Origin of the sequence: Streptomyces sp. NPDC051133 (assembly GCF_040682635.1) — a bacterium.
In the GTDB taxonomy this organism is placed as follows: domain Bacteria; phylum Actinomycetota; class Actinomycetes; order Streptomycetales; family Streptomycetaceae; genus Streptomyces.
This window is the reverse complement of the sequence record NZ_JBFBBK010000002.1, coordinates 121,890-147,974: the sequence shown is the minus strand read 5'-3', so window position 1 is coordinate 147,974 and position 26,085 is coordinate 121,890. Positions and strand designations below refer to the sequence as shown.

The window sequence follows — 26,085 nt, the reverse complement described above, 5'->3', positions numbered from 1 at the left end:
CGGAGTCCGCATGCCTACTGCCAAGTCCCGACAGGACTCGACCGAGCCGACGCCGCAGCAGGACGAAGCTGCCGTCCCGGCCGCCGAGTCCGCATCCGACGCTCCCGCGGCCACCGACCCGCCGGCCGGGCCCGAGCCGGGCGTGTACGAGTACGTCCACACCGACGACTGCGTCTACCCGCACGTTCCCCTCACCGCCCGCGCCGCACGGTCCGGGCGCCCGGCCACCGACGACGAGCCCGGTGAGCCCGCCGTGGACGCCACGGTCTTCGACTGGCCGTTCGGGCCGCCGGACGACGGCCGTTGGAAGAAGACCCGCAAGACCAAGCCCAACCAGGCCGCGGACAACGCCGGGCCTCTCATCAGCGAGGAGTGACCGGTGCCCACCACATTCGCCCCGGCCAAGCAGTTCGTCGGCATCGCCAACGAGTCCGCGCAGGGCACCCCGGTCGCTATGACCGCGACCGTCCTCGTCAACGAAGTCAAGCCGAAGGACAACCCGACCTGGCTCGACGACAAGTCGTGGCGCGGCAGCATGGTCTCCGACGCCTACGCCAAGATCCAGGGCGTCAAGGTCGCCGAGCTGGAGCTCGGCGGCCCTGCCTACGGCGACGGGCTGGGCTATTTCCTCAGGAACATCCTGGGGGACATGGCCGTCGTCGGGACCTCCACGGGCACTGGTGGCACCACGCTGTCCGCGTCGGCGGCGGCCGGAGCCACGAGCATTTCAACGGTCGCCACGATTCCGAACGGAACCGTCGTACAGATCGGGTCTGGTGCCACGGCCGAAGTGTTCACCACCGGCACGCCGACCGGTAGCGGCCCGTACACGATCCCGCTGGCCACGCCGGCAGGGGGACTGGCCTACGCGCACGCCAGCGCGCAGGCCGTGCAGCCGGTCACCGGCCCGTTCACACAGGCCCACAGCCTCCTCAACTCCGGTAGCGGCCAGCCGATCTCCCACACGATTACGCACTTCCTCGGTCCGACCGCCACGTCCGGTGCACGCCAGTACCCGGGCGCCTGCTTCTCCGAGATCGGCCTGAAGTGGAACGCCGAGTCGGAGCTGCTCACCTGGTCAGGGAAGGCCACCACCTGGCCGTCCGTGGCCCTCGGCTCGGCACCGACAGCCAACCCCTCCACCGTGCTGCCGGTCGCCTCGTGGCGCATGCTCGTCGGTATCGGCGGACCCGCGACCGGCGGAACCCTGATCAACACGGTGACCGACGGCGAATTGACCATCAAGCGCGAGCTCAACCCGTACTACACGGTCACCGGCAGCCAGAACCCCTACGTCATCCAGCGCGGCGGCATCAGCGTCGAGGGCAAGCTGAACTTCGTCGCGAGTGACGAGTCACCGCTGCTGTACATGCTCAACAACACGCAGCCGCAGCTGCAGATCGTCCTCGACAACGGGCTGAGCGGCCTCAACAAGGTCACCTTCCAGATCGACTGCCAGATCGCCGCCTTCACCGACAGCGAGCCCGACGGATCCAAGAGCGCCGTTGAATACGGCAACAGCTTCACGGCCCTGCCGAACACCGTGAACTCCGGCGGCAGCGGCGGCTACAGCCCGATCAAGCTCAGCCTCACCAACAACGTCGCCGCCGGCACCTTCTAGTCCCACAACCCGAGCACCCACGGGAGCACCCGCCCATGTCCACCACCGAACGCATCAAGCTGCCCTCCGGCGCCTGGATCCAGCTCAAGGATCCGAACACGCTGCGCCGCGGCGACCGTCAGTCCGTTCTCCGGGCCATCCGCGACCCGGAAGAAACGATGGGCGCGGGCCTCGACATGATCAACGGCCTGCTGCGGGTCCTCGTCATCGACTGGTCGTACAGCCTGCCCATCCCCAGCGAGTCCCCGGGGAGCCTGGACCTGCTTCCGCTGGAGGACGACGACGCGATCACCGAGGCCATCGAACCGATCCGGCTGAAGCTGTTCCCGAACAAGCCCGACCCAGTCAAGGATGCGACGGATCCGGCGTCCCCTACCGAGCCCTCCGCCGACTGAGAGCACGGCTGGAGGGACACAAGATCCCCGACGGGCACCCGATCACACCCGTCGACGAGGCGTACGACTACCTCTGGTACGCCGAGCGATACAAGTGGACGCCCGAGCAAGTCGACAACCTCCCCGCCTGGGTCGACACATGGCTGCCGCTGATGGCTGCGGAAGTCGACGCGGCCCGGGAAGCCGCTCACGAGAAGGCCATGCGGGACGCCGACCGGAGGTGATCCGTATGGCCGGCGGCGTTGAGTTCCACGGCCTGGCCCAGCTGAACGCGGCCATTGAGGGTCTGGCCACAGCGCTGAACACGGCCACGCGGAAAGCGACCGCGACGGCGTCGCACATGCTGGAGCGGGAGATCAAGCAGCAGCTGGCCACCTCCAGCCACCAGCGCGGGACGCCGACCCCGTCCTCGCCCGGAGAGCCACCGTCCCTGGTATCGGGCACGCTGCGCCGGTCCATCACAGTGGATGGCCCACATCCGCTCGGGCTGGGCCGCTTCGAGTCGCAGATCGGCCCGACCGCCGTGTACGGCCGCATTCAAGAGCTGGGCGGCGTCACCGGCCGCAGCGATGCCACCGTCCTGCCGGCCCGCCCGTACGTGCAGCCCGCCTTCGAAAAGCTCGCCCGGAGCGGGGCACTCGCGGCCGCCTATCAAGCGGCGTGGCGCGCCGTCCTCGCGCACTGACCCATCCCCCCTCACGCGCTCACGGCGCCCAACTCATGAAGGGGGTGCCGTGTCCGAAGGAGGTGGAGGCGGAGGGCTCCTGCCGCCGGTCGTCGTCCGGCTGCTCGGCGACATGACCCAGCTGCGCGGCACGCTACGTGAGGCGCGCACGCAGATCGACGGCACGGCCACAGGCCTGAAGTCCGCCGGGGCCACGGCGTTTGCGGGCATGGCGCGGCTGGGCCGCTCGGTCTCGATCATCGGGGTCGGTGCGGCTGTCGCCTCGGTGAAGATGGCGTCCGCGTTCCAGACGGCCACCACGCAGTTGGTCACCTCCGCCGGGGAGACCGACGACAAGCTGGGCATGGTCCGCAAGGGCCTGCTCGACATGGCCGGTCAGGTCGGTGTGAAGGCGACGGACCTGGCCCACGCCATGTATTACGTGGAGGCGGCTGGCTACCACGCGGCCGATGGCCTGACCGTGCTGAAGGCGTCGGCGCAGGGCGCGGCTGCCGAGGGCGCCGACACCACGACCGTCGCGAAGGCGCTCACGGACGTCCTGAAGGATTACCACCTCGGCGCCAGTCACGCGGGCGACATCACCTCCAAGATGATCACCGCCGTCGCGCACGGCAAGGTCAGCCTGGAGGACTTCTCCTCCGCGTTCGCCAACATCATCCCGGCCGCCTCGGCGGCCGGCATCAGCTTCAACGACGCAGGCGCGGCCCTCGCGGAGATGACCAATCACGGGTTCACCGCCCAAAGGGCGAGCCAGAACCTCGCGCAGGCCCTGCGGTCGCTCCTCAACCCGACGAAGCCCATGCAGAAGGCGTTCTCCGAGTTCGGGGTGTCAGCGAGTGAAGTGTCGAAGAAGCTCCACGGACCCAACGGCCTGACAGACGCCATGCAATACCTGTCCGAGAAGGCGTCCAAGGCGGGCAAGGAAGGCACCCCGGAGTTCGCTGCCGCGCTGAAGCGGCTCATGGGTACGGCGCCCGGTGCGAACGCGGCCCTGACGACGACCGGCGAGAACTTCAAGGACACCGCCGCCACGATCAAGGCGATGGCCAAGTCCACGACCGACAGCTCCGGCAAGGTCAAGGGCTTCGCCGAGGTCCAGGCCAACTTGGGCCAGAAGGTCAAGCAACTCAAGGCAGGCTTCGACAGCCTGATGATCCAACTCGGCACGAAACTGATCCCGATCGTCACCTCGGTGATCACGTGGTTCACGAAGCACCAGCAGGTGGCCGTCGCCTTGGCAGAGGTCATCGGTGGCGTGCTCGCGCTCTCCGTCGTCGCCTACGCCACGAAGCTGGTCATGTCGGCCGCGAAGACGGTCGTGAGCTTCGGGAAGATGGGGGTCGGCGCGGTCAAGGCCGGCCTCAACGTGGCGCGCGGGTTCCGTAGCGCATCGGCTGCCGCGGATGACGCGACGGGTCTCGCGGGGACCTTCGGTGGCAAGCTCCGTAAGGGTTTCGACGCGGTGGTGTCCGGTGCGAAGACTGCTGGTGGAGCCGTGAAGACGTTCGCCACCAGCGTCGGCCGGATCTCGGCCACGGCCGGTAAGGCCGCCTGGACCGGCCTGGTCAACGGCATCAAGGGTGTCGGCTCGGCGATGAAGGCCGCCTCGGTGCAGGCACTGCAGTTCCTGCGCAGCATGGCCGCGTCCGCGCTGACGGCCCTACGGGCCGCTGCGGCGTGGACGGCGGAAAAGGTCGCATTGATCGCGTCCGCGATCGCGGAGAAGGCCGCAGCGATCGCCGAGTGGGCACTGAACGTGGCGATGGACGCCAACCCGATCATGCTGATCGTGCTGGCGCTGGCCGCGCTCGTCGGAGCGCTCATCTACGCGTGGAATCACTTCGCCTGGTTCCGCGACATGGTGAAGGGCGCCTGGTCGTCGATCGTGTCGGTGGCGGAGGCAGCCTGGACTGGGATCAAGCAGGTGCTCGACTGGATCGTCGGGAAACTCGGCGAGGCGGTCGGCCGTGTGACCGGGGCCTGGAAGTCGATCTCGCAGGGCTTTGCGGACGGCTGGCACTGGGCGGTCAAGTTCGGGACGAGCCTGCTGAACTGGGTGAAGGCACTGCCCGGCCGGATCGTCAGCTACTTGGCCGGCCTGGCAGGGCGCCTGGCATCGCAGGCCTCGGCTGCCTGGAATTCCTTCAAGTCGGCGGCCGTCAGCAAGGGGTCTGCGCTGCTGTCGTGGGTGAAGGGCATCCCGGGCCGGATCACGTCAGCGCTCGGCAACCTGGGACGCCTGCTGGTCCACGCGGGTGCCAGCATCATCAGCGGCCTGATCTCCGGTATCAAGTCCGCGCTCGGCAGCCTCGGCAATGTACTGGGCAGCGTCGGCTCGTTCATCACCTCCCACAAGGGTCCGCCCTCGTACGACAAGGTCATGCTGACCCCCGCCGGTCAGATGATCATGCAGGGGCTCGTCGACGGCATCAACAGCCACCTGCCGAAGCTCGCCGCCACAACCGCGAAGGTCGGCGCGACCGTGGAGGATTCGTTCCGTCAGCGACTCGGCATCGCCAGCCCTTCGAAGGTGTTCCGGTCCCTCGGCATCTACGTCAACGAGGGCCTGGTCGACGGGCTCACCGGGTCCACGGCGAAGGTGAAGGCAGCGACCCGCCGGATCGAGACACTGCTCCAGCAGACGTACAACAGGGTCGCGGACCTGCGGGGGTCGGGAGGAAGGGGGCGCAAGGGCCGGGCGATGAATGCCTGGGTGACCGCGCACGAGCACACCATCAAGCGGCTCGAAGCGTACGCCCGTAAGGAAGACAAGGTGATGCGTGGGCTGGCGGCGAAGCGGGACTCGGTCGCCGCGAAGATCAAGACGGCGCAGAAGAAGCTCGCGGACCTGCAGAAGCAGTGGTCCGACGAGGTGAAGAACGTCTCCTCCGGCATCATGCAGGGCTTCAGCATCGTTACCGAGGCCCCGCAGGAGGGCTTCGCTCTGACCGCGCAGGACGTGGTCAACAAGATGCGCGACCAGATGCAGAAGGCTGTGCAGTTCGCCGCCCAGCTCCAGGCCCTGAAGAAAAAGGGACTGAGCGCGGACCTGATCGCCCAGATCGCGGCCGCGGGCGTGGACCAGGGCGGGGCGACAGCCGCCGCTCTGGCCGGCGCCTCGAAGGGGCAGATCGACCAGATCAACGCACTGAACAAGACCACCAAGTCTGCGGCCGACAACGCCGGTAAGGCCGTGGCGGATGCGATGTACGGAGCCGGGATCAAGTCCGCTCAGGGCCTGGTCAAGGGCCTGCAGTCGCAGGAGAAAGCGATCGAGAAGCAGATGATGAAGATCGCCAAAGCCATGCAGAAGGCGATCAAGAAGGCACTCGGCATTCACAGCCCCAGCCGCGTCTTCGAGGAGATCGCCACGTGGATCCCCAAGGGCCTCGCCAAGGGCGTCGACGGCAGCGCGCACCATGCCACCAACGCGGTGAACCGGCTCGCCGGGCAGATGGTCGGGGCGGGCACCTTCGCCGGCGGCGGCCTGGCCACGGCTCGCCAGGGCGCTGGGCCCACGGTCGTCAACCAGCGCTTCGAGTTCCACATCGAAGGCAACGTCACGACCGTCGACAAGCTGGCGAAGGACATCGAGGCGGCGTTCCTGCGGCGCGGCATGCGAAACCCCACCACGTACCCCTCGTACAAGCGCTGACGAAGTTCGGATCGAGGGCGCCACCGGGCGCCAGATTGGTGGTGCCCGGTGGCCAACCCCCAGCTGACCCAGCTGCAGGACGCGTTCGCCGCGTCGTCGCTCAACGCTGCCCTGTGGAACTCGGTCACCGGCGGCGCGGCAACCCTGGACACGGTCAACGACCTCGTCACGCTGGCGGTTCCTACGACCAGTGGCGCCACCAACACCTTCGGGTCAACCCTGCTGTGGGACGCGACCTCCAGCAGCGTCTACGCGCAGGTCGGCGTCGCACCGAACGGGAACGGCGGCACCAAGACGGCGCTCCGGCTGTTCGTGGACTCCAACAACAGCGTGGCGATCCGACTCGAATCGGGCGTCTTCAAGTTCACCCTGCAGACCGCAGGGACGACCGTCACGACGACGCTGCCCACGTACGACCCGCACCAGCATCGCTGGTGGCAACTCCGGGAGACCGGCGGATCGTGGGCCGCCGACACCTCCCCGGACGGCCTGACGTGGACGAACCAGGTCACCAGCAGCTATTCCTGGGCTGGATCCGCCACCGGCATGCAGTTCGTGTTCCAGACCGGCGCCAGCACCACTGAGGTGTCCGGGAACACCGCCTCCATCACCAACCTCAACGTGCGCGGCACCGGACCGTTCAACCCGAACTGGCCGACCCTGGAAGACGCCTGGGCCCCCTACTGGGGCGCCAACGCGGGCAGCCAGCCGCTGGACCGGTACGTGGAGGTCACCGACCGCACCCGCGGCAGTAGCACCATCAGCCGCGGCCGGCAGTACGAGCTCGACCAGGTCCGCAGCGGCGAGGCGGGCCTGACCCTGGCTAACACAGACGCTGCCCTTGATCCGACCAATGCGTCCGGCCCGTGGGCCGGGCACATTCAGCCCTACCAGCCATTCCGTAAGCGCGCGCAATGGCCGCCGACCCGGAACCTGCTGGACCAGGCGGTGGCGAGCGGCGGTGATGCTGGTGGCTACAGTCTCGGTACGCTCCCTACCGGCTCTGCTGGCGTGGACATCGGCTCGGACACCGGCGGCGGCAGCTTCATCTCCTCGACCTCGGCGTGGCAGGGCTCTGTCGTCATGCAGTTCTCGGTGCCGTCCGGCTCGACGGCCCCAGCCCGGATCTGCCACACGCCTCGCTGGTCTCCGATCCCCGGGCAGACGTACACGATGCAGATGCGCGTCCGCGACGTCACCGCCTCCACGAGCCTGTCCGTGCAGCCGTTCATCGGCTGGTTCACCGCCGGCGGTGGCACCTCGCCGACGAGCTTCACCTACGGCAGCAGCGCCACGCTGACGGGCTCGACGACGGCGGGGTGGACGCTCATCACCGTGACGGCCACTGCTCCGGCGAACGTCGCGGGTATGGACGTCGGGGTGGCGCTCGCGGCTACGGCCGCCGCGATTGCGAGCCTCCAGGTGGACGGCTGGCAGCTGGAGAAGGGCGCGACTGCCACGACGTGGCAGTGCCCGGGCGTGTGGTTTCCCCTGTACGCGGGGTGGACGGAGCGGTGGCCGTCTCAGTGGGACATGGCCGGCACGTACGGCACCGTGCAGCCGACGACCGTGGACAGCTTCTCGCTGCTGTCGCAGCAGCAGCTGTCTGACCCGCTAACTCAGGAGATCAACAGCCACAGCCCGCGGTTCGTGTACAAGCTGGATGATCCCGCCGGGTCCTTGTCGGCCACGGACTGGACGGGTAACTATCCGCCGGCGCAGTTGGCGATCAGCAAGTACGGGGCGGGAAGTCTCGTCTTTGGCACCACGATCACTGCCACGGACTCCACGGGCCTGTACACGGGGTCGAGCGGCACGGTGGCTACGCTCAACAATTCCAACCCCGGTACCAACCTGGTGTCTGGTGGGGCGACTTTCCTGAAACTGACAAATTCGGGAATCAAAGGGCCCACCGACCCGACCTTGTGGACGCGGGTGATTGCCTTTCGGTACACGGGGCCTATGCCGGTCACGAATGCTTGTCTGTGGTCGAGCATGGACGCGCAGCGGTCCGGGGGTAACCCGAGCGGCTCGCATATCTACGTCTACCTGTACAGCGACGGCAAGCCCGTCTTCCACATGCAGGGACCGACAGGCACCAACGTCAACACTTACTTCCAAGGCGCCACGAACTGCGTGGACGGAGACTGGCACTTCCTGGCCTTCGGCTACAACCAGGCCCTCAACCAGGTGATGTTGTCCCAGGACGGGTCTGTCGGTTTCATGGGTGGTGTGTCCACGGCCGTCACACCGACGGGGATCGTGGGAGACAACCTGGGTGGCTTCGTCGACATCACCGTCGGTAACGGCACGATTTGGAACTGGAAAGGCGATCTCAGCTTCGCCGCCGAATTCTCGGCCTATCTCACGACGACTCCCGTGCAGAACATGTACAACGCGTGGAAAGCCGCGTGCGCGGGTGAATCCTCCGATGCGCGCTACGCACGGATCCTCCGCTACGCGGGATACACCGGCTCGACGTCGATCCAGACTGGACTGACGACGAGCATGGGCCCGGCCGCCATCGACGGCCAAGACGCCATGTCAGCGCTCCAAGCAGTCGTGGACACGGAGAACGGCGAGCACTACGTCGACCGGTCAGGCGCCGTCACCTTCAAGTCCCGCTCCGCCCGCTACAACGCCACCACCCCCGTCTACGTATTCGGAGAGAACACCGCGGCCGGGGAATGGCCGTACGAGGACTGCACACTGGACTACGACAGCACCCACCTGTCGAACCAAGTCACAGTCACCCAAGAGAGCAGCTCGCAGAACTTCTACGCCACCGACGCCACCAGCGTCACCGCGTACTTCCCCCGCACCATGTCCCGAACGATCAACAGCAACGACACAGGCGAATGCCAGGACGCCGCGAACTACCTCCTCAGCCGCTACAAGCAGCCCGCCACCCGCGTCAGCTCGATCAAGCTCCACCCGAGCGCGAACCCCGCATTGTGGGCTGTGTGCCTGTCGCTGGAGCTCGGCACCCGGGTGCGGGTGATGCGCCGCCCGCCGAACCTGCCCGTGATCCAAGTCGACTGCTTCGTCGAGAACATCCAATGGGACCTGGACGACGCAGGCGAGGCGTGGGTCACGCTCCAGTGTTCACCAGCGGACCTCACCCCCTACGGGATCTTCGCCAGCTTCCACACGACGCTGGCCAGCAGCACCACATCGGGCGTCACGACGATCACCATCAACGCGGGCGCCGACAACACCAACCCTGCCGCGGCGCAGATCGGGCAGGGCCAGCAGCTGGTGCTGGGCCTGGGCACGGCGACTCAGGAGACCGTCACTGTCCTCAGCGTCGCGTCGACGTCGGCGGGCTGGTCGACGGTCGCCATCACGCTGCAGGCTGCGACGACCGCCTCCCATACGGCGGGGGACCTCGTGTGCGAGCCCCTGCCCTCCGGAGTGACGGATCCGACCATGTACGACAGCTCAGCCAAGTTCGATGCCGTCAACTTCGCCTACTGAAGGGCGGTGACCTGTGGCGAACCTGGCAATCCCCACCCTCACCGCGCCGTCGGTCAGCAACTACGACACGGCGGCGTGGTGGAACGCCAACGTGTACCAGCTGCTCACCTACGGCCTGAACCCGCCGATCTTCGTGGGCACGCAGACGATCGCCCAGTCCGTCGCGACCAGCACATGGAGCGCGATCACCCTCGACACCGAGCAGCAGGACACCTACGGCGGACACTCGACGACGACGAACAGCTCCCGATATACGGCGCAGGTGGCCGGCTGGTACACGGTGTGCGGCGTTGTCACGTGGACGCAGAACAGCACCGGCCGCCGAGGCGCGCGGCTCCACGTCAACGGATCCTCCGTCGCGGGTAGCGCGCAGCTTTTCGCCCCCGCCAGTGGAACGACGTTCACCGGCGTGATGACCGCGGTCCGGGCAGTCCAGCTCGGCGTGGGCGACTACGTGGAGGTCGCGGGAACGCAGTCGTCCGGCAGCGCGCTGTCGACCGGTGTCGCGGCCGGTGGCGACCTGGCGAGCGCCCTGTACGTGGCCTGGGCCCACACCTAGGAAGGGAGCAACGACGTGGCGAATCTTCCGGTGCCGACGCTGGCTTCCGAAATCAGCGGCAACTTCTTCACGGCGGCGTTGGCCCGCGCCGGCATCTACAACGCGGGCACGTTCCTGCTGAACCCGCCACTGTTCGTCGGCACGCAGGGCACCACGCAGTCGGTGACAAGCAGCTCGTGGACGGCGCTGACTCTGGATACGGAGCAGGTCGACAGCTACGGCGGGCACAGCACTAGCAGCAACACCTCCCGGTACATCGCGCAGGTCGCAGGCGTGTACGCGGTGTGCGGCGTTGCGTCCTGGGCGTCGAGCGCGACAGGGGTACGCGGAACTCGACTGCACGTGAACGGCAGCGTGGTGCAAGGATCCGCACAGATGACGCTCCCCTCCGGCGACTCCGGCAGCGCGATCGCCACCCCGGTCCGCACCGTCCGGCTCGCGGCCGGCGACTACGTCGAGGTCGCCGGATGGCAATCCTCCGGCGGAGCCCTGGCCACGACCGTCACGACCGACGTCGCCTGCGCCCTGTGGGTGTGCTGGAGCGGCACATGACCTCACGCCGAAGGAGGTGACAGCATGACCAACTTGCCTGTCCCAGTCCCGGCGTCTGAAGTGCCGGGCGGCTCGGTCGCGAGCTCGCTATGGAACTCGCAGGTCCGCGACGGGCTCGGCTTCCTGCTCGCCGATCCGCTCTTCGTGGGCACGCAGACCACCTCGCAGAACGTCCTCACCAGCACGTGGACGCCGATCAACCTGAACACCGAGCAGTTCGACACCTACGGCGGCCACGACAACACAACGAACAACTCCCGGTACACGGCCCAGGTAGCGGGCTACTACGCGGTCTGCGGCGTCGTCTGCTTCGCCACCAACTCCACTGGAGTCCGGGCGGCCCGAATCCACGTCAACGGGGCAGTCGTTCAGGGCACGAGCCAGATGTTCCCGACCCTGCCATCGAACACCTCGGGCGTCGCGACCCCGCTCCGCACGCTGTATCTGAACGTCGGCGACTACGTCGAGGTCGCAGGCTGGAACAACTCTGGCCTCGCCTCGCCGGGGCTCGCCACCGGTGTTGCCCCAGATCTGTCCTCCGCGCTCTACGTCGCGTGGGCTCACGCATGACGAGGAGACCCTCTTGATCACACCCGCCCCCGAGCCGGGCCCGCCGGTCCTTCCGCTGCCACCGTCACCGACACCCGGCTGCTCCTCCGCAGGGTGCCTGGCGGCGCCGCTCGTGCAGTGGCAACGCCGCCCCACCGACGGCGAGCTGGAGGCCGTCGTCGCCGCCGAGCAGGCCCGCCGCGACCAGGTTCTCGCCGTCGCCGCCCCGCACCAGTCGACACCGGTGTTCGGGCCGCTCCCGACAGCAGCAGACACCACGATCGCTGTGTACGCGTGCGGGTCGCACGCCATCTCGATGAACCTAGCGGCGCTCGTCCACGCCTCCAGCTGCACCGCCCCCGACCCGGAGCTGCTGCCTCGCTGCAACTGCACCCCTGAGCCGCCCCCGGCGCCGGCGCCGGTGCACACCGACGCGCTGCCGCTACCGGACCACTGGCAGTAGGCCACCTCCGAGCCCCCGACCGCGGCCCCGATCCCGGGCGCCCGCGCCGCCCTCAGCCCCCGGCCCTGTCGGGGGCTTTCGCATGCCCAGGAGCAGCATGACCAGTCGCACCCGCAAGTACGGCCGGCGCGCGCCGAAGAACGCCCCGGCCCTGAAGTTCGCCCGGTTCTTCACCGGGAAGGTCCCGGCTCACCCGGCTGCGGCCGACTACCTCGCACGGCTGGCCGCGTGGGGGATGTTGGGGAATGACGTGGCCGGTGACTGTGTGGCCGTGACGTGGGCCAACGTCCGGCGTCTCGTCTCCTTCATCGCGGGGGCTGAGAGCTACCCGTCGCAGGACGAGGTCTGGGAGGTCTACCGCACCCAGAACCCCGACTTCGACCTGAACGGCGACCCGAACGTCAACGGGCCTGGCTCATCGGCCGACGGTGGCATGGACATCCAGACCCTGCTGGAGTACCTCCACAAGGTCGGCGGCCCGGACGGCAAGAAAGTGCTGGCCTTCGCGAAGGTCGATCCCTCCTCGCCGGACGAGGTCAAGGCGGCGATCAGCATCTTCGGGTTCGTGTGGACCGGGATCGTCGTCCAGGACGCCAACATGGACGACTTCAACAGCGGTCGCGCGTGGGACTACCACCGCTCCTCGCCGGACGACGGCGGCCACTCCGTCATCACCGGCGGCTACGGCGCGCCCGGCAAGGGCCCGCTCGGCGGTGACGAGCGCTTCATCACCTGGGCGCAGGAGACGAGCTTCACGGACCGGTACTGGTCACGGAAGGTCGAGGAGGCCTGGGTCGTCATCTTCGAGGAGCACCTCGAGCACCCGGCATTCCAGGAAGGCGTCGACCTGGTCTCGCTCGCCGCGGACTACACCGCGCTGACCGGGAAGCCGTTCCCCGCCGTCGTCCCGCCCCAGCCGGCGCCGGTGCCTTCCCCTCCTCCGTCGCCCACTCCTGCTCCGGATCCTCGCCTGGCTCAGGCGGCTGCTCTGGCCCAGCAGCTGGATGCACTGATGCAGCCGTGGGCGTCCAACGCACACGCCGGCTGACCAACCGCCGTACTTCAGGCCCCCGCCTGGCGGGGGCCTTCGCACACCCGGGAGCACCTATGGCAACAACACCCGATTGGAAGCGGCTGCTCGACCACGTGATGGCAGTCCCCGAGAAGATCTACGAGGGCTGGAACTCCGTCGACGGCTGGGACAACCACACGATCTTCGGCGTCGAGTACGGCTGGGACGGCGTCGCCTGGTGCGCCATCTGGAACTGGGACATGTACCACGACGTCGGCCTCGACGCCATCGTCCCCAAGACTGCCAGCGTCGACGGCATGACTGCCTGGGCGAAGCAGAAGGGCCAGTGGAGCCAGTACCCGTCCGTGGGTGCCTGGGTGAACTTCTCCAACGGCGCCCACACAGAGCAGGTCATCGGCTTCGACGGCACGTACGTGTACACCAAGGGCGGCAACAGCCTTCAGACCGGCGCTGTCGACAACGGTCAGGGCAACGGGGTCTGGAGCCACCAGAACCTCCGCCGATCGAGCAAGGTGGTCGGCTACTTCGCCCCGCACTTCCCCGACGGTCAGTGCCCGCCTACGGCGGACCCAGCTGACCCCCGCGGCGGGACGGCGGTCGTCTCGTACACGTGGCCCGGGCCCGACGCGCCGGCCGACCCGACGCCAGCTCCCGGCTCTGACGTCGCCCGCTACCAGGTCACGATCAGCGGTCTGGTCTACGGGTACGGTGCGCACGGCGACCACGTCACGAAGGTCGGCGAGGCCCTCGTCAGCAAGGGCTTCGGCCAGCACTACACGAGCGGCCCCAGTCCGGACTGGACGGACGCGGACACGCTGAACTACAGCGCCTTCCAGCAGTCCCTGGGCTACACCGGGACCGCGCCGCACGAGGACGCCGACGGCGTGCCGGGCCCGACGACGCTGAAGCAACTCCTCGGGTACCTGCCCAGCGCCCCGGTGCCCGCGCCTGTGCCGGCGCTGAAGGCGCCCGCCTTTCCCGGCCGTGACAAGTTCGTCCTCGGAGCGCACAACGACTTCGCCCTCCAGCTGCAGCAGTGGCTGGCGAAGGGCGCCTGGGGTCCGGCGTACACGGTCGGCCCGTCCCGGACCATGACCCAGCTCGACCTCGACAAGGTCCGGGCCCTGCAGCAGCACTACCTCGCTGACCTCGGCCCCGCCGACGGCAAGTGCGGCCCCAAGACCTGGCTGTACGCCTGGCAGGTCGCCCACGGCCTGCGGAAGAAGTAAGCCCACCCCCACCGAACTGGAGTACACCATGCCTCTGTCGAACCCCGAGCTGTGGGCTGCGGCCCTCGCCGTAGTCCTGCCGCCCATCATCGCCATCGTCAACCAGCCGCGATGGAGCGGCGCGGTGAAGGGCCTGTTCATGCTGCTCGTCGCCGCGGCTGACGGCCTCGGCACCGCCTACTTCAACGACAGCTTCCACGGCCGGACGATCGTCTCCTGCATCCTCCTGGCGGTGATCGTCATCGGCGCGACCTACCACACCCTGTGGAGGCCCTCCGGGATCGCGCCGGGGATCGAGCAGGCCACGTCGACCGGTGTTCCTCGGCACGCCGCCAGCCCGGAGGCCTGATCTCGCTCGTAGCGCACCTCAGGGAGGTGGCATGAACGCCGCCATGGTCACGGCGGTCTCCGCGCTGATAGCGGGGCCTCTGGCTGCGGCGGCGGCCATGTACGGCTCCCGGGGCGCGACTCGGGCAACCCGGGAGGGCACCGCGTTGACGGGCTACGACAACCTGACCCAGCGGCTGATCGCCGAGCGCGACAAGGCTGAGCTGGATGAGAAGACGGCTGAGGCCCGGGCCACGACCGCCGAGGCGCAAGCCACAGCCGCCGAGGCGCGGGTGGCCGGGCTGGAGGCGGAGATCGCGCGTCTCCGGCTGCTGGTGACGCAGCTCGGGGGGACACCGTGACGCGTGCCGAGAGTGCGCTGTACCGGGCCAGACATCTCCTGTGGATCGTGGCCGCGCTCCTGTTCCTCGGCGGCGGCCTCGGTCTGGCGTTTCTACTGATCGACGAGCAGTCGCATCGCGCCGATGCTCTGGCACGCGAGGCCGACCTCCGGGGGACCGCCGTGTCGACGCTTGCAGGGGACGTACGGGCGCTACGGCAGCAGGTGAAGGCACGCGGGGGGACACCGGTGGCGCCGGACCCGACCAGGGCGGTGCCGTCGTTGTCGGCGCGTGCTGAAGTGCCGGTGCCGATCCCAGGGCCTGCGGGCCCAGCTGGTGCGCCGGGCGCTTCTGGGGCCCCGGGCGCGCCGGGGTCTAGCGGGGCACCCGGGCGGGCGGGAGAGGCTGGTGCTCCCGGTGCGGCTGGGGCCACGGGCGCCGCTGGTGCCGCGGGCGCGGCCGGGCCTGCTGGACCGCAGGGCCCTGCTGGGCCGGCCGGCCCGCAAGGTTCGCCCGGCCGAGACGGGAAGGATGGCAGTCCGCCAGCGGGGTGGAGATTCTCATACGGGGGCGTGACGTACACGTGCAGCCCGGCCGCCGACTTCGACCCTTCGAGCCCGCGGTACGACTGCACGTCCGATCAACCGGTGCCGTCACCGTCCGCACCGTCGAACCCGCAGGCTGTGCTGCTGGCGGCCAGCGCCGCTCTCGGCCGAAGGAGAAACCATGGCCCACGCTCAGCAACAGCCGCTCCACGCCAGCCCGGATGCCACCGGGCAGCCCACGGCACGCGTGGTGCACACCGCTGACCGCCGGCCGCGCGTGCAGTACGAGGGACTGTTCCTCGAGCCGGACTGGCCGCCGCCAGAGGATGACTCGGAGGTGTGACGCCAGCGCCCACGCTCTGACCCACAGAGCCCCCGCCGCCTTCGGGTGGCGGGGGCTTCTTCGCTTTCAGCTGGCCACAGCGCCGGTGCGGGCGGCGAACTCTCGGACGCCCGCCACCCGGGTTGGCCCGTAGAGCAGGCCGGTCGTTAGCGCCCGCAGCGCAGGCCGACGGACCTCCTGCGGCGCCTCCTGCTCGACTCGTTGCAGCGCGGCGAAAGTCTGCGGCGCGTCGCCGAGCGCGTTCCACATGCGGGCGATGTCCGTCCAGGCTCGCGCGCGCCGCTCCGCTGTCGGCATGTGGTCGACGTCCAGGCGGGCCGCGACGTCGACCCCCTCGTCCGGGGTGCCGAGCGCGGTGAGCACGCTGATCCGGTACGCGTCGACCTGGGCTCGAGTGGCTTCCACGGTGAACAGACCTGGAACGGCCGGCCTGCGGTCGGCTTCCTGCCCAGCCTCTTCCATCAGGGCCAGCGCTGTCGTCCGGTCCCTGCCTGTGGCCGCCGAATATGCGCCGGTGAGCAGCAGCGTCGTTCGAACCGCGCCGGTCTGGTCGTATGACGGGTCGAGGTCGGCGGCTTCCTTGGTCAGCAGACTCACCGCTGAGGTGGGCCGACCTGAGCGGCGCATGGCAATCGCCAGCTGACGAGATGCCTCGCCCACGGCGACCGGGATGCCGCTCGAGCGTGCAGCGGCCAGAGCGCGGTCGGCGGCCACCCACGCTGCGTCGCTGTGCTGCTTGTTGGCGAGTTCTGCAGCCAGCACGTACGAGCGGGCCAGCGCCAGGTTCGCCTCGTCACGGCTCCGGCCTTTCGAGACGTCCCGCGTGGCCGCCGCTGCCGCGATCAGCGCGGGCAGCACCTGCCCGAGGCGAGCGTACTGAGTGGCGCAGTAGTCCCGGCGGGCGGTGGCGATCTGCCCGACCAGGCGGGGCAGCGGTACTGGCTCGCCCTGCGGTAGCCGGAACAATGCCACATCCAGATCCACCGGTGCGGCGGTGGCTGGCCCGGCGCCGACGACGGCCGTCGCCCCCGCTGCCACCACTCCCGTCAGCAGCTCCCTACGACGCACCTCGTCCTCCTCGTCAGACCGGCAACCTCCGGCCACCGTAGCGATATTGGTCATGCCGGGCACGGCAGACGCACGCAGCTGGTCGGGTGTGATCCGTAGGAATGCGGCGAGCTTCAGCAGGGTGGGGTAGTCGACACCCATCTGCCCGCTCTCGATGCGGGACACAGCCGACGGCGAATAGCCACAAGCTGCGCCGACCTGCGCCTGGGTGAGCCGGGCGGAGCAGCGCGCCCCTCGTAAGAGGGCACCGATTTCAGCATCCGCGCCCATGGGCACCTCCTTGGACCCGGGTTGGGGTGGTGCAGAACCTAGCGCCACCCGAGGGACGTTGGGAGGGCGCGCGGATGCACACCGTGTGCCGGATCCGCACACCGCTTGCCGATGCCCGTCTGTCGACTCCGCACGGCCCGTGCGGCCCGCCATCGTGAGGACCGCACCCGGCAACCGCTGGGCGTCTCCACGACCGGACCCCCCAACGCGGCCCACCCATGCCGTCGGCCGGTCATCCTCACCGGAGGCACGACATGAAGCTGTTGGTTACCGGCGGTGCCGGTTTCATCGGCTCACACTTCGTCCGGCGCATGCTGCGCGCCGACGACATCGAGCAGGTCACCGTCCTGGACGCGCTGACGTACGCGGGCAGCAGGGGCAACCTCGGGCAGGCTTTCCTCAACCCGCGGTTGGAGTTCGTCGTCGGCGACATCTGTGACGCCGCCCTGGTCGACGATCTCATGGCCCGGCACACCGCGGTCGTCCACTTCGCCGCCGAGTCCCACGTCGACCGCTCGTTCACGACCGCCGGAACGTTCGTCACCACGAACGTCATCGGCACCCAAACTCTCGCGGACGCAGCCATGCGGCACGGCATCGCCAAGTTCGTGCACGTCTCCACGGACGAGGTCTATGGGCCGCTGCTGGAAGGCGCCGCCACTGAGGACTCCCCGCTGCGCCCGACCGTCCCCTACGCCGCCTCGAAGGCGGCCAGCGACCTGATCGCCCTCAGCTACTGGCAGACGTACGGGGCGCCCGTCTGCGTCACCCGCTCCTCGAACAACTACGGGCCCTGCCAGCACCCCGAGAAGATCATCCCGCTGTTCGTGACCCGCCTACTGCGCGGCGAGCCCGTCACCCTCCACGACCAGGGCCAGCACATCCGCAACTGGCTGCACGTCGAGGACAACTGCGCCGGCGTCGAACTCGTCCTGCGCGCGGGCACGCCCGGCGAGGTCTACAACATCGGCGGCGGCACCGACCTGTCCAGCAAGGAACTGACGGGGGAGCTGCTGCGGATCTGCGGCGCCGACTGGGACCAGGTCACCTACATCCCGGACCGGCTGTCCAACGATCTCCGCTACGCCATGAACTGGGGCAAGCTCGCCGCCCTCGGCTACAAGCCGGCCCGCGACTTCCAGGCCGGGCTGGAGGAGACCGCCGACTGGTACCGGCGCAACGCCGACCGGTGGGCCCCGCTCTCCCGGAGCCCGCTCCCGGCCCTGCCCTCTCCGCGCACGGCCCCGACCTCCCAGAAGGAGCGACAGCATGCCTGACCAGACCTCGCGCCGGATCCTCGTCACTGGCGTCGGCGCCAACCCCGGCTTCGGCCTGGCCCGCAGTCTCCTCAAGCTCGGGCACCGGGTCGTCGCCGTCGACGCCAACCCGCTCGCCCCCGGCTTCTTCCTGGACGACGTCTCGCCGTACGTCATCCCGCTCGCCAAGGACCCCGACTACCCCGAGGCCATCGTCGGACTGTGCCAGGCGCTGGCCGTGGACGCCATCGTCGCCGGCATCGAGAATGACCTGCCGCCGCTGCTCGACCTGCGGCCCCGTCTGGAAGCCGCGGGCGTACGCCTGTGGCTGCCGGACGTTAAGTCGGTGCACGACTGCATCGACAAGGCCCGCTTCCACCAGGTCCTGACCGAGCACGGCATCCCCACGCCACGCACCTGGGACCCCGCAGACCTCGACCTGGTGCCCACCGAAGTCGACCTGGTCGTCAAGCCCCGCAACGGCCACGGCGCCCAGCACGTCTACATGCCGACGTCGCGGCGGCACGCCCGCGCGCTGTGCGATCTGGTACCCGGCGCAATCGTGCAGGAGCGTGTCCTGGGCACTGAGTTCACCGCCGACTGCCTCGTGGACCGTGACGGCCGTGCCTCGGCGATCCTGCGCCGCCGCGACCTGGTCAAGGCCGGATGCGTCGCCGTCTCCACGACATTCGAGGACCAGGCCGTACACGACCTGGTCGTGGACACGCTGCGCGCCGTTCGCGCGCAGGGTCTCAGCTGCGTGCAGGGGTTCATCACCGACAACGACCGAGTCACGATCACCGAGGTGAACGTCCGCGTGGCCGGAGGGTTCGCCCTCACCGAGGCGGCCGGCGCAGACCTCATCGGCCAGATGGCCAACGGCCTGTTCGGACTGCCGGTCGACCACGACCAGCTCACCTACCGCACCGGCATCTTCCTCACGAACTACCTGGAGACGCTACGCGTCGGCGACGTCGCCGAGCTGGAGATCGCAGCCGCCCCGAAGGGAGTCACCGCATGACGATCACCGTCAGGCCGGGCGCCGGGCGCAACGCCAGCCCGTACCTGTTCGGCGAGGAGGCCGCCGCGGTCGCCGAGGTGCTGCAGAGCGGCCAGTACGGGCACACCGACGTCACCGAAGAGTTCGAGCGCCGCGTCGCGGAGTTCCTCGGCGTCCGTGACGCCGTCGCCGTCATGTCCGGCACGGCGGCCCTGCACACGGCGCTGCTCGCCGCCGAGGTCGGCCCCGGGCACGAGGTGGTCGTGCCGTCCATGACGTTCTGCGCGACTGTCCAAGCGATCCTCGCCGTCGGCGCCACCCCGGTCTTCGTGGACGTCGACCCGGCCACGCTGTGCGTCACCGACCAGCTCGTCATGGACGCCGTCACCGACCGCACCCGCGCAGTGATGCCGGTGCTGTTCGGCGGCCGGGCCATCGACTTCTCCCGCTGCCGCAAGGAGCTGGCCGCCCGGAACATCACCATCATCGAGGACGCCGCGCACGCCTTCGGCTCCCGCAACGGCGCCCGCCGTGTCGGCGCGACCGGAGACCTGACCTGCTTCAGCTTCGGCCCGATCAAGAACCTGACCTGCGGCCAGGGCGGCCTCGTCATCCCGCGCGGCCACGTCGAGGCCGCCACGATCCGCCGGATCCGCCTCCTCGGCGTCGTCCAGTCCCAGGCCGAACGCGCCAGCACCACCAGCTACCAGGTGGAGGGCTTCGGGCTGCGCTACCAGATGTCCGGCATCAACGCCGCCATCGGCCTTGCTCAGCTCCCGCACTTCGAGAAGGCGGCCAACACGCGCCGCATCCTGTGGCGCGCCTACCAGCGGGCGCTCGCCGGCCTGGACGGCGTGAGGCTGGTCGACGTCGACCCCGACCGCTCCGTGCCGCACCTGTGCCAGGTCCTCATCCCGCACCGGGACAAGGTGCACGCGCAGATGAAGGCCCGAGGCATCGGCGTCGGCGTCCACTACCCGCCCAACCACCTGCAGCCGGCCTTCTCCCAGTGGCGGCGAGACTTGCCTGCCACCGAGCAAGTCGGCAGGCAGGTTCTCACGCTGCCGTTCCACCAGCACCTCACCGAGGCCGACATCGACCAGATCGTCACCGCCCTCGGACAAGCCCTCAAAACAGTGGGAGCAGCATCGTGCACAAGGTCCTGACCGTCTGCCTCGGCAACTACTGCCGCAGCCCGTTCGCCGCGCTCGCCCTCGCCAAGCGGGGCGCCGGCGAACTCGAGGTCCGCTCGGCCGGGCTGATCGGGAAGTGGGAAGGCGAGCCCGCCAACGATTCGATGATCGTCGCAGCTCGGCGGCTCGGCCTCGACCTCACCGGCCACCGTGCCCAGCAGCTCACCCGGGAGATGCTCGGCTGGGCTGACAGCGTCCTGGCGATGGACGCCTCCGTCCTGGAAGTCCTCCGCGAGATCTCCGACGACGACGTTCAGCCGAAGCTCGGCCTGTACCTCGGCGACCGCGATGTCCCCGACCCGATCGGCAAGGACCAGGAGACGTTCAACTCCTGCGCCATCCTCATCGAGGCAGCGACGACTCTCCACGTCGGCCAACCCCAGCAGTGACCGGCTGTCCCGCCGCGGCGGCCAGGACCTCGTCCACGAGCCTGTCCGCCGCGTCCGGGCGTCCGTACGCGCGGGCCCGCTCCGCCATGCCCCATCGCACCTGGGCATCGGCCAGGAGCGGGCCCACCGCCGTCTGCAGCCGCGCCGTCGTCACCTCACCGGTCAGCGCGACCGCCGCTCCGGCCTGCTCGAGATGCCGGGCGTTGTGCACCTGCTCGTTCCCCGCCGAGGATGCCAGCGGCACGAAGACAGCCGGCTTGCCCAGTGCGGTCAGCTCGGCCAGCGTCCCTGCACCGCTCCGCGACACCACGACGTCGGCCAGGGCCAGGACGTCGGGCAGCTCCGGGCCGACGAACCCGGCCAGGTAGTAGCGGGCCGCCAGCTCGGGAGGCAACCCCGCCGCCCGGGCCTGCGCCCGCAGGCCCTCCTCGTTGGCCGGGCCGCACTGGTGCACCACGTTCGCCTGCTGCAGCAGCCACGGCAGTGAGGCGGCCACCAGCTCGTTGATCTGCTGCGCGCCTTGCGCCCCGCCGGTCACGTATACGGTCGGCAGCTGCCGGTCGAAGCCCCACAGGCCCAACGCCTGGACAGCCCTGTCCGCCTGTCCGGACAGCACCTCGGGCCGCACCGGGTTCCCGGTCACCACGGCGACCGAGCGCGCCGACTCCGACAGCAGCTCAAGCGTCGACTCCGACGACACACAGATCCGGGCGGCCGATGCCGCCAGCTTCCTGTTCGCCAGACCCAGCTTCACCGTCTGCTCGTGCAGCACGAGCGGCCGGTGGCACATACGCGCCGCCAGCCCGGCCGGCACCGCCACGTAGCCGCCCGTGGCCAGCACCACATCGGGCTGGAACTGTTCGATGGCCCGCCTCGCCTGCAATACACCGAGCGGCACCCGAGCCATGTCGCGCACGTTCGCCGGCGACGCCAGCTTGAGCGGGTTCTTCGAGCGGCGGATCTTGCCGGTGGCGACCGTGGTGAAGGCGATGCCCGCGCCCGGGGCGACGCGCGCCTCCAGGCCGTCAGCCGTTCCGATCCAGAGTGCCTCGAGCGCCCGGCCCTCGGCCGCGAGCCGGGCCTGCAGCGCGCGAACCGCGGTCAGCGCGGGATACGTGTGTCCACCGGTCCCGCCGCCCGTGACGACGAGACGGAAAGGGGCGCTGTTCATCTGGGGCTGCTCCAAAATCCTGCGGATCAGGCGGGCCGCCACAGTAGCGTGCGGCCCGATGGTCGAAGGGCCGGACCATGCCAGGGGCCGGAAGTGGTCGGGTTACGCGGCAGTGACGACCTCGGCGCGCATTGACTCTGCCCACTCGGCGACGAGCCGCTGGTAGGTGGGCCGATCCTGGGGCTTCAGGTGCCCGCCCGCGCGCAGCATGAGCCCACGGATCTCTTTGTTCACCTCGGCGGCAGACCGCACAGAATCCGAGGAGGTTGCAGAGGGAGGCATAGCTCTGAGGGTACGGTCGAGCACTGACACTGCCCACCTGGCTGCACATGCCGGTCACCGCGGACGAAGGACCCGCTGTGCCCGGGCAATCACATTCTGCGCGTCAGCCCCGTACACCGCCGACTCTCGGAGCGTCTCCCACACGCGCAGGTAGGTGGCGACGCTGTCGGCGTCGTCCAGCCACAGCTCGGCGTGCCAGTCCTCGGCGATGACAAGGCGGTCGTCCAGCACCCAGAACCCGTTCGCTGCCGGGACCTTGAGCGATGCAGACAGGGGGACAACGCCCAGCTGCACGGTGTCCATTCCGACCATGCCCGCCAGCCGGTCCAGCTGCGCGGCGAGGACGTGGGGCGGGCAGACCAGGGCGTGAAGCGCGGCCTCCCAGACCAGGGCGTGAAACTGTCGCCCGGCCTCGTACAGCCACGCCTGCCGCAGCATCCTGGCGCGCACCGCCTCGGCGGTGTCGCGCACGGTGCCCTGGAGGTCGGCGTACCGGAGGAAGATATGCCGCGCGTAATCGGCAGTCTGCAGCATGCCGGGAATGACGGCCTCCTCCCATGCGTGGATGACCTTGGACCGGGATACCTCGAGGTTCCAGCTGTCCTGGACGGGCCGATGGCCGGCAGCGAGCTGGCGCCGCCAGGACCGGATGTGCGTCTCGAAGCCTTTGAGTCGAGCATCGAGTTCCTCGAACGTGTCTGGCTGTCCGACCGCGACTGCCCAGGCCCGCAGGTCCTCGCTGGTTGCGGTCTGCCGGCCGCCCTCCAGCTTGTAGATTTTTGAATGCGGCCAGCCGAGCCGCTCGGCGAGTTGCGTACCGGTGAGCCGACCACCAGGGGCCGAGATGCGCAGTTCCCGAAGGCGCACCCCGAGAGCCACCCGGGCCTGCTGGTAGTCCGTGCTCACCGGCGCCGCTCACTACTCCTTCGCGCCGAGCTGGGCTGCGAACTGGTCGTACGGAACGGACGCGTGGACGGCGGCGTCCCGGACCTGGCAGTACCGCAGCACTTCGGCCGGCTCGGTGATGACCTCCACGTCGTGGAACTCGTCATCGCTGTCGAACCGCAGCACGGCGACGAGGCGACTATCGAAGATCCAGAAGTCTTCTGCGGGCAGGTGCGCCTGGTCGGCGGTGGCCCGCCACAGGTTCCTCGCGTCCTCGCCCGTGGCCGCGTTGCACCGGGCGTAGCTGAGCAGGAACAGCTGGCCCTCGGTGGGCGGGTTGTCGACCACCCGGACGCGGCCCACGTACTTGCCGGCTGCCGTCTGTGCGCTGATGTTCGCGCACCAGTCGCTGTCGAGGTCCATGGGCGCCTCGCCTGTGTCGAGGAACTCCGCGAAGGCCGGATCATGTCGGTCGGAGGCGTAGCCACGCCGGGTTTCCAGGTGCCAGGCGGAGTGCTCGAAGTGGTGGAAGAGCTGGCCGAACTCCTCCAGACTGATGATCTTCGACACGCGGCCCATCTCCTTCGGCGCGTGGTTGACCAGCAGCTCCCGAGGCACAACCACCGCGGCGTCATCTGGGCCGAAGTGCTGCAGCTGGGCGAGGTCTTCCGGGTCCGTCAGCGGTCGCCCCTGCACGACCACCTCACCTGTGTCGACGTCCTCGTGAATCGCCGGGCAGCCGCCGTTCTTGCTGTCCGTGCCGGTGAACCGCAGTCGTCGCGCCATGTCGCCTCCCTCGGAACGGGTTTGTCGCCACCAGCATCACGGCACCGATGGCCCGCTTCCACAGCGGGACGGCCCCGCCACGAGACCACACGCGAACAATCGGTCATCCTTCGAGAACATTCGAGAACATCACCTGGCTCACGTCAACTCCTCCTTCGTACGGTCCCGTTCATGGCCTCACCAACTGACCAAGACGTTGACCCGTTCACCGCGGTCGAGGCGCTCCGGGCCGCGCTCGACCAGGCTGGGATCGTCCTGCCGTCGCTCGGCGTCGACCCCGGGTCGCCGTCGCTGGCGCTCGTCGACCTCGGCCGCGTCCGCGCCCCTGTCGCCGTGCGTCTGGCTGAGGCCCTCCAGCGTGGAGGGGCGGCGGCATGACGACCGCCGCGCCCACGGCACAGCGCAAGACCCTGGCGTCCCTCGAACTGCCGGGCACCGCGCGGCTGACCGCCGAGCAGTTACGCGGCGCCGACTGTGTGTGGTGCGGTACCGAGCTGCACGGCGACACCTCCGTCGATCTCGAGCAGCGGTACAACAGCATCGCCGGTGTGGTCGGCCGCTGGTTCCCGCGCGGCTGCCGCCGGTGCACGCTGCAGACGGTCCTGGCCGCCTATAAGACCCACCAGGGATCCTGCGAGCAGTGCGTGGACGACCCGACCCTCTGTGACACGCACCGTGCGCTGCGTCGCCTGGCCCTGGAGCTACGCCGATGATGTGCGCACGATGCGAAAAGCCGATCAAGGGTGAGCCAAAGCCGGTCACCGTTGAGACAGGAAGCGGCGCGAGCAGCACGGTCTTCGTGTGCCCCTTGCCTTGCCGGTCCCTGCCGCGACAGACCTACCCGGCGCGCCGGTTCCGCGCATAAGGGGGAGTCAGCGAAGCAGGTGGGCGAGGGGCACGTCGACGGCGTCGGCGACGAGCAGCAGGTCGGTGAGCGTCGGGTTGGTGGCTCCGGCTTCCCATCGGTGGATGGTCTTGTGGTCGCGACCGATGCGCTCCCCGAGTTGGACTTGGGACAGGCTCGCGGCGCGGCGGGCTTCGCGGATCTGTGAGCCGATCTGCTGCCGGCGGCGGAGCACCCAGTCGGGGAAGGGGTCGAGCACCCGACCACGCTGGAATGATCTTGGCAAAAAGTCTTTACCAGCCGGTGGTAAATCTTGCTCACTGCGGGTACCGGCAGATATATGCACCTGTAACCGGTGCACCAGGCGCCCGCCCCGTCCGGAGGACCGGAAACCTCTGACGGGGCGGGTCTTTCTCTCGCTCGCGAGGCATATGCCAGCCAGAGGTCTAGAACGCACGTTCGACCTACGCTACGGTCTGAACGCACGGCCCCGGTCGGCGGAGGAACCGGAAACCTCTGCCGGCCGGGGCCTGTTCTGGCCGTGAGCAGCGCGCTTCGATGGCTGCTCATCTCACACACATCTCACAGCCCCTGCGTGAGACAGCTTCCGCGGCCGCCCTCGGCTACTCCATTCCAGTGAATTCCCGGACCGACCGGAAGCCATGGACGCTCCGTAAGCTAGGGACATGGCCTACGAGATTCCGGTGACGCAAGCCAGGGCTGAGCTCGCCGACCTGATCAACCGCGTGGTGTACGGCGGTGAGCGCGTCGTCGTGACCCGGCACGGCAAGCCGTTGGTCGCGCTGGTCTCGGCCGCCGACCTGGAGCGGCTCGACGCGCTCGACGAGCCGGCCGAGGAGCAGGTCATCAGCTCCGTGTCGGGGGTCCACGAGGTCGGTTCCGCCGTGCGGGAGCAGCAGCGCTTCGGCATCGCGGCCGAGCACCGCAGGCCCGGCATGCGGTGAGCCGCCACCCGTAAGAGTGAGACCATCGCGCGGTCATGCGCTGATCAAGGTCTGGTTAACGTCGTTGAAACTCCGGCGAACTAGCCTGCGGATCCATGCCACCAGGGGATTTTCTGCCCGAATTGACGGCGATCCCGGGGATTTGTCTGTGTGTTACATCTATCCCCGTCGCGGTGGCTGCGGCAGCCGGACCCCGCACGGT

At 69.1% G+C, this 26,085-nt stretch carries 28 protein-coding genes; 22 read left to right on the top strand and 6 right to left on the bottom strand.

From position 1 onward, the window contains the following. Nucleotides 1–10 precede the first annotated feature (10 nt). The 15 genes from AB0N17_RS02930 (at nucleotide 11) to AB0N17_RS02860 (ending at nucleotide 15,774) form a co-directional block, all read left to right on the top strand. On the top strand, nucleotides 11–376 hold the full coding sequence (locus tag AB0N17_RS02930) for a hypothetical protein (protein WP_366009298.1): 366 nt from the start codon (nucleotides 11–13) through the stop codon (nucleotides 374–376). A gap of 3 nt (nucleotides 377–379) precedes the next feature. Continuing rightward, on the top strand, nucleotides 380–1,621 hold the full coding sequence (locus AB0N17_RS02925; RefSeq protein WP_366009297.1) for a phage tail tube protein: 1,242 nt from the start codon (nucleotides 380–382) through the stop codon (nucleotides 1,619–1,621). A 35-nt stretch (nucleotides 1,622–1,656) separates the two neighbouring features. After that, complete coding sequence (locus AB0N17_RS02920; protein ID WP_366009296.1) at nucleotides 1,657–2,016, top strand: hypothetical protein; 360 nt, start codon at nucleotides 1,657–1,659, stop codon at nucleotides 2,014–2,016. A gap of 229 nt (nucleotides 2,017–2,245) precedes the next feature. Further along, nucleotides 2,246–2,701, top strand: a complete 456-nt coding sequence (locus AB0N17_RS02915; protein WP_366009295.1) for a hypothetical protein — start codon at nucleotides 2,246–2,248, stop codon at nucleotides 2,699–2,701. Between the two features lie 49 nt (nucleotides 2,702–2,750). Then, the gene (locus AB0N17_RS02910) at nucleotides 2,751–6,356 is read left to right on the top strand and encodes a phage tail tape measure protein (RefSeq protein ID WP_366009294.1); all 3,606 of its coding nucleotides are present in this window, start codon (nucleotides 2,751–2,753) and stop codon (nucleotides 6,354–6,356) included. Nucleotides 6,357–6,404: 48 nt separating this feature from the next. Then, on the top strand, nucleotides 6,405–9,833 hold the full coding sequence (locus AB0N17_RS02905) for a hypothetical protein (RefSeq protein ID WP_366009293.1): 3,429 nt from the start codon (nucleotides 6,405–6,407) through the stop codon (nucleotides 9,831–9,833). Between the two features lie 13 nt (nucleotides 9,834–9,846). Beyond that, nucleotides 9,847–10,392 (top strand): hypothetical protein, encoded by a 546-nt coding sequence (locus AB0N17_RS02900; RefSeq protein WP_366009292.1) that lies wholly within the window; start codon nucleotides 9,847–9,849, stop codon nucleotides 10,390–10,392. A gap of 15 nt (nucleotides 10,393–10,407) precedes the next feature. Next, on the top strand, nucleotides 10,408–10,944 hold the full coding sequence (locus tag AB0N17_RS02895; RefSeq protein WP_366009291.1) for a hypothetical protein: 537 nt from the start codon (nucleotides 10,408–10,410) through the stop codon (nucleotides 10,942–10,944). 24 nt (nucleotides 10,945–10,968) lie between these two features. Next, on the top strand, nucleotides 10,969–11,514 hold the full coding sequence (locus tag AB0N17_RS02890) for a hypothetical protein (RefSeq protein WP_366009290.1): 546 nt from the start codon (nucleotides 10,969–10,971) through the stop codon (nucleotides 11,512–11,514). Between the two features lie 13 nt (nucleotides 11,515–11,527). Further along, nucleotides 11,528–11,956 (top strand): hypothetical protein, encoded by a 429-nt coding sequence (locus AB0N17_RS02885; RefSeq protein ID WP_366009289.1) that lies wholly within the window; start codon nucleotides 11,528–11,530, stop codon nucleotides 11,954–11,956. A gap of 97 nt (nucleotides 11,957–12,053) precedes the next feature. After that, entirely contained in the window at nucleotides 12,054–13,004 is a 951-nt protein-coding gene (locus tag AB0N17_RS02880; RefSeq protein ID WP_366009288.1) for a hypothetical protein, read from the top strand. Between the two features lie 59 nt (nucleotides 13,005–13,063). After that, nucleotides 13,064–14,218 (top strand): peptidoglycan-binding protein, encoded by a 1,155-nt coding sequence (locus AB0N17_RS02875; protein ID WP_366009286.1) that lies wholly within the window; start codon nucleotides 13,064–13,066, stop codon nucleotides 14,216–14,218. Between the two features lie 28 nt (nucleotides 14,219–14,246). Beyond that, nucleotides 14,247–14,567, top strand: coding sequence for a hypothetical protein (locus AB0N17_RS02870; protein ID WP_366009285.1), 321 nt, complete (start codon nucleotides 14,247–14,249; stop codon nucleotides 14,565–14,567). A 31-nt stretch (nucleotides 14,568–14,598) separates the two neighbouring features. Then, a complete protein-coding gene (locus tag AB0N17_RS02865; protein ID WP_366009284.1) occupies nucleotides 14,599–14,907 on the top strand; it encodes a hypothetical protein in 309 nt (102 codons plus the stop codon). A gap of 705 nt (nucleotides 14,908–15,612) precedes the next feature. Beyond that, nucleotides 15,613–15,774: a hypothetical protein gene (locus AB0N17_RS02860; protein ID WP_366009283.1), complete on the top strand. Its 162-nt coding sequence runs from the start codon at nucleotides 15,613–15,615 to the stop codon at nucleotides 15,772–15,774. Nucleotides 15,775–15,840: 66 nt separating this feature from the next. Here the strand turns inward: AB0N17_RS02860 and AB0N17_RS02855 are convergent, their stop codons facing one another. Further along, on the bottom strand, nucleotides 15,841–17,112 hold the full coding sequence (locus AB0N17_RS02855; protein ID WP_366009282.1) for a helix-turn-helix transcriptional regulator: 1,272 nt from the start codon (nucleotides 17,110–17,112) through the stop codon (nucleotides 15,841–15,843). A 254-nt stretch (nucleotides 17,113–17,366) separates the two neighbouring features. Here AB0N17_RS02855 and rfbB point away from each other — a divergent pair, with 254 nt between their 5' ends. Genes rfbB through AB0N17_RS02835 form a run of 4 tightly spaced genes read left to right on the top strand, consistent with a single transcriptional unit; the run spans nucleotide 17,367 to nucleotide 20,950 of the window. Continuing rightward, nucleotides 17,367–18,389 (top strand): dTDP-glucose 4,6-dehydratase, encoded by a 1,023-nt coding sequence (gene rfbB / locus AB0N17_RS02850; protein WP_366009281.1) that lies wholly within the window; start codon nucleotides 17,367–17,369, stop codon nucleotides 18,387–18,389. Then, the gene (locus tag AB0N17_RS02845; protein ID WP_366009280.1) at nucleotides 18,382–19,389 is read left to right on the top strand and encodes an ATP-grasp domain-containing protein; all 1,008 of its coding nucleotides are present in this window, start codon (nucleotides 18,382–18,384) and stop codon (nucleotides 19,387–19,389) included. Before rfbB ends, AB0N17_RS02845 begins: the two co-directional genes overlap by 8 nt. Next, nucleotides 19,386–20,534 (top strand): DegT/DnrJ/EryC1/StrS family aminotransferase, encoded by a 1,149-nt coding sequence (locus AB0N17_RS02840; protein WP_366009279.1) that lies wholly within the window; start codon nucleotides 19,386–19,388, stop codon nucleotides 20,532–20,534. The genes AB0N17_RS02845 and AB0N17_RS02840 overlap by 4 nt, the downstream gene beginning before the upstream one ends. Continuing rightward, nucleotides 20,519–20,950: a low molecular weight protein-tyrosine-phosphatase gene (locus tag AB0N17_RS02835; RefSeq protein ID WP_366009278.1), complete on the top strand. Its 432-nt coding sequence runs from the start codon at nucleotides 20,519–20,521 to the stop codon at nucleotides 20,948–20,950. Before AB0N17_RS02840 ends, AB0N17_RS02835 begins: the two co-directional genes overlap by 16 nt. Here the strand turns inward: AB0N17_RS02835 and AB0N17_RS02830 are convergent. The 4 genes from AB0N17_RS02830 to AB0N17_RS02815 form a co-directional block, all read right to left on the bottom strand. After that, entirely contained in the window at nucleotides 20,904–22,121 is a 1,218-nt protein-coding gene (locus AB0N17_RS02830; RefSeq protein ID WP_366009277.1) for a UDP-N-acetylglucosamine--N-acetylmuramyl-(pentapeptide) pyrophosphoryl-undecaprenol N-acetylglucosamine transferase, read from the bottom strand. The two genes, AB0N17_RS02835 and AB0N17_RS02830, sit on opposite strands and share 47 nt — an antisense overlap. 102 nt (nucleotides 22,122–22,223) lie before the next feature. Continuing rightward, on the bottom strand, nucleotides 22,224–22,403 hold the full coding sequence (locus tag AB0N17_RS02825) for a hypothetical protein (protein WP_366009276.1): 180 nt from the start codon (nucleotides 22,401–22,403) through the stop codon (nucleotides 22,224–22,226). Between the two features lie 54 nt (nucleotides 22,404–22,457). Then, on the bottom strand, nucleotides 22,458–23,309 hold the full coding sequence (locus tag AB0N17_RS02820) for a helix-turn-helix transcriptional regulator (protein WP_366009275.1): 852 nt from the start codon (nucleotides 23,307–23,309) through the stop codon (nucleotides 22,458–22,460). Nucleotides 23,310–23,321: 12 nt separating this feature from the next. After that, nucleotides 23,322–24,074 (bottom strand): DUF6879 family protein, encoded by a 753-nt coding sequence (locus tag AB0N17_RS02815; protein WP_366009274.1) that lies wholly within the window; start codon nucleotides 24,072–24,074, stop codon nucleotides 23,322–23,324. A gap of 171 nt (nucleotides 24,075–24,245) precedes the next feature. On the opposite strand from AB0N17_RS02815, the gene AB0N17_RS02810 reads away from it, so the two are divergent. Both AB0N17_RS02810 and AB0N17_RS02805 read left to right on the top strand, forming a co-directional pair. Beyond that, a complete protein-coding gene (locus tag AB0N17_RS02810) occupies nucleotides 24,246–24,452 on the top strand; it encodes a hypothetical protein (RefSeq protein WP_366009273.1) in 207 nt (68 codons plus the stop codon). After that, complete coding sequence (locus AB0N17_RS02805) at nucleotides 24,449–24,787, top strand: hypothetical protein (RefSeq protein WP_366009272.1); 339 nt, start codon at nucleotides 24,449–24,451, stop codon at nucleotides 24,785–24,787. The genes AB0N17_RS02810 and AB0N17_RS02805 overlap by 4 nt, the downstream gene beginning before the upstream one ends. Nucleotides 24,788–24,946: 159 nt before the next feature. Here the strand turns inward: AB0N17_RS02805 and AB0N17_RS02800 are convergent, their stop codons facing one another. Further along, on the bottom strand, nucleotides 24,947–25,177 hold the full coding sequence (locus AB0N17_RS02800; RefSeq protein ID WP_366009271.1) for a helix-turn-helix transcriptional regulator: 231 nt from the start codon (nucleotides 25,175–25,177) through the stop codon (nucleotides 24,947–24,949). Between the two features lie 427 nt (nucleotides 25,178–25,604). Here AB0N17_RS02800 and AB0N17_RS02795 point away from each other — a divergent pair, with 427 nt between their 5' ends. Further along, entirely contained in the window at nucleotides 25,605–25,883 is a 279-nt protein-coding gene (locus AB0N17_RS02795) for a type II toxin-antitoxin system Phd/YefM family antitoxin (RefSeq protein WP_366009270.1), read from the top strand. Nucleotides 25,884–26,085 lie beyond the last annotated feature (202 nt).